At 66.5% G+C, this 9,044-nt stretch carries 9 protein-coding genes and 1 tRNA gene; 6 read left to right on the plus strand and 4 right to left on the minus strand.

The features are described 5' to 3' along the window. A partial coding sequence (gene rph / locus J5F18_RS01895; RefSeq protein WP_346300667.1) for a ribonuclease PH occupies window positions 1-476 on the plus strand: 476 nt, incomplete at its 5' end. Between the two features lie 84 nt (window positions 477-560). Here the strand turns inward: rph and J5F18_RS01900 are convergent. Further along, complete coding sequence (locus tag J5F18_RS01900) at window positions 561-1,328, minus strand: exodeoxyribonuclease III (RefSeq protein WP_346300668.1); 768 nt, start codon at window positions 1,326-1,328, stop codon at window positions 561-563. 92 nt (window positions 1,329-1,420) lie between these two features. Between J5F18_RS01900 and pyrE the strand changes: the two genes are divergently transcribed. The 4 genes from pyrE to J5F18_RS01920 all read left to right on the plus strand — a co-directional run bounded on the left by pyrE (window position 1,421) and on the right by J5F18_RS01920 (window position 5,350). After that, entirely contained in the window at window positions 1,421-2,119 is a 699-nt protein-coding gene (gene pyrE / locus J5F18_RS01905; RefSeq protein WP_346300669.1) for an orotate phosphoribosyltransferase, read from the plus strand. Window positions 2,120-2,190: 71 nt separating this feature from the next. Further along, on the plus strand, window positions 2,191-2,751 hold the full coding sequence (locus J5F18_RS01910; protein WP_346300670.1) for a YfaZ family outer membrane protein: 561 nt from the start codon (window positions 2,191-2,193) through the stop codon (window positions 2,749-2,751). Between the two features lie 95 nt (window positions 2,752-2,846). Then, window positions 2,847-3,338, plus strand: coding sequence for a tRNA (uridine(34)/cytosine(34)/5-carboxymethylaminomethyluridine(34)-2'-O)-methyltransferase TrmL (gene trmL / locus J5F18_RS01915; RefSeq protein WP_346300671.1), 492 nt, complete (start codon window positions 2,847-2,849; stop codon window positions 3,336-3,338). Beyond that, a complete protein-coding gene (locus J5F18_RS01920; RefSeq protein ID WP_346300672.1) occupies window positions 3,335-5,350 on the plus strand; it encodes a UvrD-helicase domain-containing protein in 2,016 nt (671 codons plus the stop codon). The genes trmL and J5F18_RS01920 overlap by 4 nt, the downstream gene beginning before the upstream one ends. Before the next feature lie 114 nt (window positions 5,351-5,464). Here the strand turns inward: J5F18_RS01920 and J5F18_RS01925 are convergent, their stop codons facing one another. Further along, window positions 5,465-6,280, minus strand: coding sequence for a c-type cytochrome (locus J5F18_RS01925; RefSeq protein WP_346300673.1), 816 nt, complete (start codon window positions 6,278-6,280; stop codon window positions 5,465-5,467). A 236-nt stretch (window positions 6,281-6,516) separates the two neighbouring features. Between J5F18_RS01925 and J5F18_RS01930 the strand changes: the two genes are divergently transcribed. After that, a tRNA-Arg gene (locus J5F18_RS01930) sits at window positions 6,517-6,593 on the plus strand. Window positions 6,594-6,743: 150 nt separating this feature from the next. On the opposite strand, the gene J5F18_RS01935 is transcribed toward J5F18_RS01930, so the two are convergent. Both J5F18_RS01935 and J5F18_RS01940 read right to left on the minus strand, forming a co-directional pair. Continuing rightward, a complete protein-coding gene (locus tag J5F18_RS01935; protein ID WP_346300674.1) occupies window positions 6,744-7,037 on the minus strand; it encodes a hypothetical protein in 294 nt (97 codons plus the stop codon). Between the two features lie 1,284 nt (window positions 7,038-8,321). Continuing rightward, a partial coding sequence (locus tag J5F18_RS01940) for an N-6 DNA methylase (RefSeq protein WP_346300675.1) occupies window positions 8,322-9,044 on the minus strand: 723 nt, incomplete at its 5' end.

The following is a 9,044-nucleotide window of genomic DNA, read 5'->3' on the forward strand; positions in this document are numbered from 1 at the left end:
AGGGCGGCCGCACCCTGGAGATCCAGCGGCTGATCGGCCGTTCGCTGCGGGCCTCGGTCAATCTCAAGAAGCTCGGCGAGTTCACCATCACCGTGGACTGCGACGTGATCCAGGCCGACGGCGGTACCCGTACCGCCGCCATCACCGGCGGCTGCGTGGCGCTGGTGGATGCCATCCGCTACCTGCAGCGCAACAAGCTGATCAAGGGCGACCCCTTCCAGCAGCTGGTGAGCTCGGTGTCGGTGGGCCTCTTCAAGGGGGTACCGGTGGTGGACCTGGACTACCCCGAGGACAGCGGTGCAGACACCGACATGAACGTGGTGCTGGCCGAGGACGGCAGCCTGATCGAGGTGCAGGGCACCGCCGAGAAGGGCACCTTCAGCCGCGCCGAGCTCAACGCCATGCTCGAGCTGGCCGAGAATGCCGGCGCCCAGCTCTTCGACCACCAGCGCGAGGCACTGGGCATCCCGCGCTGAGGCCGAGTCCCCATGAACGCATCACGCCGGCCCATGGGCCGGCGTGATGCGTTCCGGCGAACCGGAACGGCGACGGGGAGGACGTCAGAGCGGCAGGTCGTACTCGACGATCAGCGGCGCGAACTCCGAGAAGGTGGCGTCGTAGTCGATCCAGGCGTCGACCACGTGGCGGCGGAAGTTGGGGCCCACCACCTGGTAGTCGATGCGCCAGCCCTCCTGGCGGGAGCGCGGCACCTCCTGGTCGAGCTTCGGCCACCAGGTATACTCGCCGGCGTCGCGGTTGATCTCGCGGAAGCAGTCGATGAAGCCGGTGGGGCCGAAGACCTGATCCATCCAGGCGCGCTCCTCGGGCTTGAACCCGGGGGTGTCCTGGTTGTCGGCCCAGTTCTCCAGGTCGATGGTCTTGTGGGCGATGTGCCAGGTGCCGCAGATGATGTACTCGCGGCGCTTGCGAGCCATCTTGCTCAGGTACTCCTGATACTGGGCCATGAAGGCCTGCTTGGCGGCGACGTCGCTGCCGTCGGGCATCAGGAAGCTGGCGATGCTGAAGCGGTCGTAGTCCGCCTGCAGGAAGCGTGCCTCGTGGTCGCACTGGGGGAAGCCCAGCCCGTACATGATGGCCTTGGGGATCTTCCGGCAGTAGAGGCCGACCCCGGAGAAGCCGTCCTGCTCGGCGTCGAGGAAGTAGCCCTCGTAGCCCTCCGGATAGAGGATGCTGTCGTCCAGCTCGAAGCTCTTGGCCTTGAGGTTCTGGACGCAGACGACATCGGCATCCTGGCCGGCCAGCCAGTCGAGAAAGCCTCGACCGACGGCCTCGCGGATGCCGTTGACATTGACTGTGGCGATTTTCATACGTGGTCCCTTTACCGTCGCGCGTGTATGATACCCGACGTTTCGACGTTTGGGTAAATGGCCTGCGCCAATAAAGATGATAGGAGCCAGAGGTGGAGCACTACGAAACTCCTGAGCTGCAGGATTACCAGCGTGAATTCATCGAGTTCGCCATCGAGCAGGGGGTGCTGCGCTTCGGCGAGTTCACCCTGAAGTCGGGGCGGGTCAGCCCCTACTTCTTCAACGCGGGCCTGTTCCGCACCGGCGGCGCCCTGGCGCGCCTGGGGCGCTTCTACGCCCGGGCCATCGTCGACCGGGCTCCCGCCTTCGACGTGCTCTTCGGCCCTGCCTACAAGGGAATCCCCCTGGCCACCACCGCCGCGGTGGCACTGGCCGACCACCACGGCCGCGACCTGCCCTACGCCTTCAACCGCAAGGAGGCCAAGGCCCACGGCGAGGGGGGCCATATCGTCGGTGCTTCGCTTTCCGGTGATATCCTGATCATCGACGATGTGATCACCGCCGGCACCGCCATCCGCGAGGTCATGGGCCTGATCGAGGTCGCGGGGGCCCGCGCCGCCGGGGTGGTGATTGCCCTGGACCGCCAGGAGCGCGGCCAGGCCGAGGGTGAAGGGAAGAGCCTGAGCGCCATCCAGGAAGTCGAGGCCCGTTTCGGCATGCCGGTGGTCAGCATCGTGACGCTGGACATGGTCCTGGCCTATCTTGAAGAGCACGCCGGCGAATCGCTGCGCGGCCATGCCGCCGCCATTCGCGCTTATCGGTTACGATACGGCGTGACCGCCGCGGGATAACGGGGGGTGGCGGGGCCCTGACAAGATGGGGATGCTCGCCGAGGCGGCGGGCAGTTGACAAGGAGAGCGAGATGAAATCGACACTGACGCTGCTGACCGGCCTGGCGCTGCTGGGCACCGCGGCCCTGGCCCAGGCCCAGGCCTCCAGCCTGGATCTCAACCTGGGGCCGGATGCGGTGCAGTTCGAGGCGAACGGTCAGGTGGTGGACGGCATCACCCTGGGGGGCGGGGTGGTCCACAGCGAATACCGCGAGGACGCCACGGTGTTCCACGCCCAGCTGCTGGGCACCAACCGCACGCGTGAGCACGATGTGGGCGTCGGCGCACGCTGGACCCAGTACGATACCGATCTCGGCAAGGGCGGCGGCCTGGGGCTGGGCGGCTACGGCTATGTCTATCTGCCCAACCTGCCCGAGGTCTCCCTGGGGGGCTACGGTTTCTATACCCCCAGCGTGGTCGCCAGCCGCGACCTGGAGGACGGCTACGAGATCGGCGTGCGGGCCCGCTACGCCTTCACCCCCAACGTGGATGGCTACCTCGGCCTGCGCCAGCTGGGCGCCGACTTCGATGACACCAGCGGTACCCGCACCCTGGATCGCGGCGCCCAGGTCGGCGTGCGCCTACGCTTCTGACGCTCCTCGCCTGTGTCTCTCCGCTGCGGGCCCCGTCATGGGGCCCGCCTGCGTTACCCCCGCGCCTTGAACCAGGGCTTTCGTCGGAACCTGCCATGCTTGACGTCGTCCTCTACCAACCCGAGATCCCGCCCAATACCGGCAACCTGATCCGGCTCTGCGCCAATACCGGCTTTCGCCTGCACCTGATCGAGCCGCTGGGCTTCGTGCTGGATGACAGGCGGTTGCGCCGTGCCGGGCTGGACTACCACGAATGGGCGGCGGTACGGGTGCACCGCGACTGGGCGGCCTATCTCGAGGCGGCTGCCCCCGCGCGGATCTTTGCGGTATCGACCCGGGGGCGCACCGGCTATCATGAGCCCGCCTATGGCGAGGGCGACGCCCTGGTGTTCGGCCCCGAGACCCGCGGCCTGCCCCAGCCCATGCTCGACGCCCTGCCCGAGGCGCAGCGGCTGCGCATCCCCATGCGCGAGGACAGCCGCAGCCTGAATCTCTCCAACGCCTGTGCGGTGCTGGTCTATGAGGCCTGGCGGCAGCTGGGCTTCCCCGGCGCGGCACCGGTCGATGCCGCGAGGCCCCTGCGATGACGCTTCCCGCCACTCCGCCCACCATCCGGCAGCGCCTGGCCCGGCTCAATCCCCGCCAGCAGGAGGCGGTGCGCTATATCGACGGGCCCTGCCTGGTGCTGGCCGGCGCCGGCTCCGGCAAGACCAGCGTGATCACCACCAAGATCGCCTACCTGGTGCAGGCCTGCGGGATGAGCGCCCGGCGCATCGCCGCGGTGACCTTCACCAACAAGGCGGCCCGGGAGATGAAGGAGCGGGTGGGGCAGATGCTCAAGGGGCGCGAGGGCCACGGGCTCACCGTCTCCACCTTCCACACCCTGGGGCTCAATATCATCCGCCGTGAGCTCAAGGCGCTGGGCTACAAGCCGGGCTTCTCGCTCTTCGACCCCGAGGACGCCAAGGCGCTGCTGCGCGACCTGATGCACAAGGACGCCCAGGTGGACGCCGATCAGATCAACGCGGTGCAGCACCGGATCTCGGCCTGGAAGAACGACCTGGTGCTGCCCGGCCAGGCGATGTCCCATGCCGCCAGCGACGACGAGCTCTTCGCCGCCCGGGTCTTTGAGGCCTATAACCGCCACCTCAAGGCCTACAACGCGGTGGACTTCGACGACCTGATCCTGCTGCCGGTGGTGCTGCTGCGCGACGACCCCGAGGCCCTGGCCCGCTGGCGCAAGCGCATCCACTACATGCTGGTGGACGAGTACCAGGACACCAACGTCAGCCAGTACCAGCTGGTGCAGCTGCTGATGGGGGAGCGCCAGACCTTCACCGTGGTGGGTGACGACGATCAGTCGATCTACGCCTGGCGGGGCGCGCGGCCCGAGAACCTGGTGACCCTGGGCGAGGACTTCCCGCGCCTGCAGGTGGTCAAGCTGGAGCAGAACTACCGCTCCACCGGCACCATCCTGCGCGCCGCCAACACCCTGATCGCCAACAACCCCCACGTCTACGACAAGACCCTCTGGTCGGAGATGGGCGAGGGGGCGCCGATCCGCGTGGTGGTCAATCGCCACGAGGAGGCCGAGGGCTTTCGATCTCGGCTGCTGGAGCTCAAGCTGCAGCACTACCAGGTACCCTACAAGCTCTCCGGCGGCACCTCCTTCTTCTCGCGCAACGAGATCAAGGACGCCATGGCCTACCTGCGGCTGCTGATCAACCCGGCGGACGACAACGCCTTCCTGCGCATCGTCAACGTGCCGCGTCGGGAGATCGGCCCCGGCACCCTGGAGAAGCTCGCCAACTATGCCAATGACCAGGCCACCGGACGCGGCATCTCGCTGTACGCCGCCTGCCACGAGCTGGGGCTGGCGGAGCAGCTGCCGGTCAGGGCCGTCGAAAGGTTAGGGAGATTTACCCACTTTATCGATGGGGTGCGGCGGCGCATGGACCAGGGCGATGCCATCGCCGCCATCCGCGACATGCTGCGCGAGATGGACTACGAGGCCTGGCTCTACCAGAACGCCAGCGCGCCCACCATCGCCGAGCGGCGCATGGCCAACGTCTGGATCCTGATCGACCAGCTGGAGAAGTCGATGCAGGCTGCCCCTGAAGACGAGAGCCCCGAGGAGAGCGAGGCCTCGGAGGAGACCGAGACCGACAGCGTGGAGGCGGCCATCTCGCGGCTGGTGCTGCGCGACATCCTCGAGCAGCAGGCGGAGGAGGATGATTCCGACCGGGTGCAGCTGCTCACCATGCACGCCTCCAAGGGACTGGAGTTTCCCCATGTCTACCTGATGGGGCTGGAGGAGGAGCTGCTGCCCCACCGCAACGCCATCGAGGCGGGCACCGTGGAGGAGGAGCGCCGCCTGGCCTACGTGGGCATCACCCGGGCGCGGCGCACCCTGACGCTGACCCTGGCCCGCCAGCGCAAGGCCTATGGCGAGCTGATGGACTGCACGCCGAGCCGCTTCCTGGACGAGCTGCCCGAGGCGGACCTGGAGTGGGAGGGGCGGCCGGACCGCGAGGACCCGGAGAAGAAGCAGGCGCGAGGGCAGGACGCCATCGCCGGGCTGCGCTCTTTATTGGGGTAGGCCGAGGGCTTTCGATCCAGCCAAGCCGTGGGCTCTGGAGGAGGGTGCCTCAACGTCAGCGGGGCGCCTGAGGCGCCCCGCTGACGTTGGCTCGCTGTCACGCTGTCGGGTGTCTTAGTCCAGCGCGTCAATCATGAAGTCCACGGCGGCCTTCACTTCGTCATCGGAGAGGTTGGCGTGGCCCCCCTTGGGCGGCATGGCGCCGATACCGTTGATGGAGTTGGCGTAGAGTTCGTCCATGCCCTTCTCGAGACGCTCGGACCAGGCACCCTCGTCGCCCTTGATCGGGGCGCCGGCGGCACCGGTCATGTGGCATGCCATGCAGGCCTGGTTGTAGATCGCCTCGCCGTCGATGCCGGCGTGAGCGGGCGCATCCTCGTCGGTTGCAACGTCTTCATCGGTTGCAATGTCCTCGTCAGTGGCGGCCTCTTCGTCGGCCGCGACGTCCTCGTCGGTAGCAACCTCTTCCTCGGCGGTAACCTCGGGAACGTCCATCACCGGCTCCAGCAGGTGGGCGGTGGCGGCGGCGACCTCGTCATCGGAGAGGTTGGGGTTGCCACCACGGGCCGGCATGGCGCCGATGCCATTGATGGAGTTGGCCAGCAGCTCATCCCAGCCCTTGTCGAGGCGGTCGGCCCAGCCATCTTCGTTGCCGCGCACCGGGGCCCCGGCGGCACCGGTCTCGTGGCAGGCCATGCAGACGCGGTCGTAGATTGCACCGCCATCGATGCCGTTGCCATTACCGTTGGCTGCCGGAGCGGCCTCGGCCATCGCTGCGGTGCCGCAGTCCTGGCCCTGCAGGCAGAGCTGGCCGGCCGGCTTGAGACGCTCGGCGATGGCATCACGGTCGACGTCGGCCTGGGCGGAGGCCATGCCGGCGGTCAGGCCCAGGGTGGCCAGGCACCCCATCATCAGCTTGCTGGATTTCACTCTCACCACCTCTTGACGGTCCTGTATGAAGTTATTCGCGGCGCAGGCCCGGATGCCGACGCGGCCGGATGACGCCATGACGCGCACAGTGCCGCACAGTATACCGGCAACCCCGGCGCCAGGAAAATGCCGTACCCCCCGCCATTGGCATGAGACGCGCTGCGCACTGTGCCCCGCGCTGGACAGCCGCGGGCAGGCCGGTTAGGATGGCCACCGCCTGGCGACTGCTGGGCATTGCGCCCGTAGCTCAGCTGGATAGAGTACTGCCCTCCGAAGGCAGGGGTCACAGGTTCGAATCCTGTCGGGCGCGCCAAAAACACCAGTAAAAACGGTCACTTAGCCAGTCTCGGCGGTGGCCGTTTTTCGTTGCAGGGAATCTGCGTAGCGAATGGGTTCCATTGGTCAGGAAGTCGCCGGCCTGGTTCCGGCAACCGGCCGGCAGATGGGCACGCCTCGCCCAAGGCTATCCTGATGCTCGGTTTTCTCCCCCCGCCAGCAGCTTGAGGATCAATAGCGCAAACTGCCTGCCGGTCTCCTCGACCTCCAGCAGCGGCATCGAAAGCTTCTCGTGGTCGCTGAGGGCGGTGGTGATGCCGTTGACGAACAGCACCAGGTCGAGGCGGGGATTGTAGTTCTGGCCGGCGCTCTCGCCGCCCTTGTCCTTCTTGCGGGCGTAGCCGAGCAGGTCCTCGGTGTAGAGCACCGTGGCGCGGTCGTAGCCACTGGCCGTGCCAGCCTGCCAGCCGCCGGCCACCATGGCGACGATGATGTCCTGCTGGAAGCGGGCTTCCCTGCTGTCCGCCGTGTCATGCCCTGCGCTTGGCGTAATGTTGCGTAACAGCCTAGCGCTTCAGGGGTGGAAGGAGAAGGCGACTTAGGCCAGAGCCGGCGGAAGATGCCGCGTTGGAGCCGCCCCAGGGCTTGCATTACCCCTCTTTACCGCCTTCATGTATAATTTTATGCACAGCTGGGTAAAGAGGCGTATTCCATGGTTCCCGGATCCTTTGTCTTCCATCGGCCCGCGCTGGCGGAATCGATAGTGGCCGGCCTCGCTGGCGAGAGCCTGGTCGACTACAGCGGGGGGCTGTTCCTCGCCGCGCCGCGCCGTACAGGCAAGAGCACCTTCCTGCGCCAGGATCTGATGCCTGTTTGCGAGCAGCGGGGCTGGGAAGTGATCTACGTTGATCTCTGGACGAACCGGCATATTGACCCCGGCTTACTCATCGAGCGCGCCATCATGGCCAAGTTGCAGGCCTTCGCGCCGCGCATCAAGAAGCTGTTGAGCGCGGCCGGTGTCGATTCCGTCAGTCTGCATCGGACGCTGACCTGGGACCTCTCACAGCCGGCGCTGCCCGACGAAGCCACGCTGACAGAGGCCCTCCAGGCGCTGCATGAGGCATCGGGGCGCTTGGTGATCCTGTTCGTAGACGAGGCGCAGCATGCACTGAACAGCGAGCTGGGCATGAACACCATGTTCGCGCTCAAGGCTGCCCGAGATGCGCTGACCCTGGGCGCCCAGCAACCGGGCCTGCGCCTGGTCTTCACGGGAAGCAGCCGTGACAAGCTGGCGCAGCTCGTGCTGAGCCGGGACCAACCCTTCTTCGGCAACACCGTCACCCCCTTTCCGCTGCTGAGCAGCGACTTCGTCGAGGCGTTCACGCAGCACGTCAACGCGAAGCTTGCGCCGGGTAACACCTTCCAAGTGGCCGATGTCGTGCAGACCTTCGAGCGCATGGGGCATCGACCCGAGCTGCTTTGGGAAGTCGTCAAGCGAGTCGCGTTGGAGCTTGGACGGGCTTCTGATTTAGGCAAGCTGTTGCAGCAGGGAGCCGAAGCGGTCCAGGCGGACTACTTGGCCATTCTCCAGTCCGATTTCGACCAGCTGACAGTGCTTCAGCAGGCGATCCTGTTCGTCCTGGCGCGGGCATCGGCTGAAAAACGGCCCTTTACGCCATTCACCCAGGAGACGCTGCAAGAGATCCGAGCCCGCGCTGGGCGCAAGACCCAACCGGCACCGTCAACGATTCAGCGTGCCTTGGAGTCACTGCGTGAGAAGGGGTTGGTGTGGCGCTCGGGCCGCGGGGTATACGCCCTGGAGGATAGCGGCATGGGAGAATGGCTGCTGTCTGGCGATAAGGGCCATCAACCACTCAATCCGGATACCCGAAAAAAGTAACCCCCAAGATGCGCATCCGTGAGAGGCGTGGGGGGCGATGCCGGTGTTGAAGAACATGTCGGTGGGCAGGCCGACGATGGCCTCCACCAGGTCGTGCTGCCGCAGATAGCGGCGGATCTCGGACTCCCCGCTGCCGGCGCCGCCGGTGAACAGCGGCGAGCCGTTGAGGATGATGCCAATGCCGATGCGCGAGCCGCCCTCCTGGCGGGGGCGCATCTTGCTCACCAGGTACATCAACAACAGCAGCGAGCCGTCGGAGACCCGCGGCAGGCCGGGGCCGAAGCGGCCGTCATAGCCCTTGTAGCTGTGCTCGCTGGTGATCGCTTTCTGCACCTTCTTCCACTCCACGCCGAAGGGCGGGTTGGAGAGCATGAAGTCGAAGTGCTCGAAGATCTCCCGGGCGTCCTGGCTGAACGACTGCACGTAGCTCATCAGGTCGTCGGCGGTCTGGGTGTCGGAAAGGCTGCCCAGGGTCAGCTTTGATGCGTTGAAGAATGGCTGGATGGCAGCGCGCAGCAGCAGCTTCTCGAGCACGACAACGGGCACCCTCCACGTGGCGTGACGTTCCGTCGTGGGGGCATACCGTGG

It is taken from the genome of Halomonas sp. BM-2019 (genome assembly GCF_017584085.1).

What these genes read in the sequence shown, in the direction of transcription:
- J5F18_RS01900 (WP_346300668.1), bottom strand. Translation starts at nt 1,328, where the DNA reads ATGAAAATCGCCACAGTCAATGTCAACGGCATCCGCGAGGCCGTCGGT.
- J5F18_RS01910 (WP_346300670.1), top strand. Translation starts at nt 2,191, where the DNA reads ATGAAATCGACACTGACGCTGCTGACCGGCCTGGCGCTGCTGGGCACC.
- trmL (WP_346300671.1), top strand. Translation starts at nt 2,847, where the DNA reads ATGCTTGACGTCGTCCTCTACCAACCCGAGATCCCGCCCAATACCGGC.
- J5F18_RS01920 (WP_346300672.1), top strand. Translation starts at nt 3,335, where the DNA reads ATGACGCTTCCCGCCACTCCGCCCACCATCCGGCAGCGCCTGGCCCGG.
- J5F18_RS01935 (WP_346300674.1), bottom strand. Translation starts at nt 7,037, where the DNA reads ATGGTGGCCGGCGGCTGGCAGGCTGGCACGGCCAGTGGCTACGACCGC.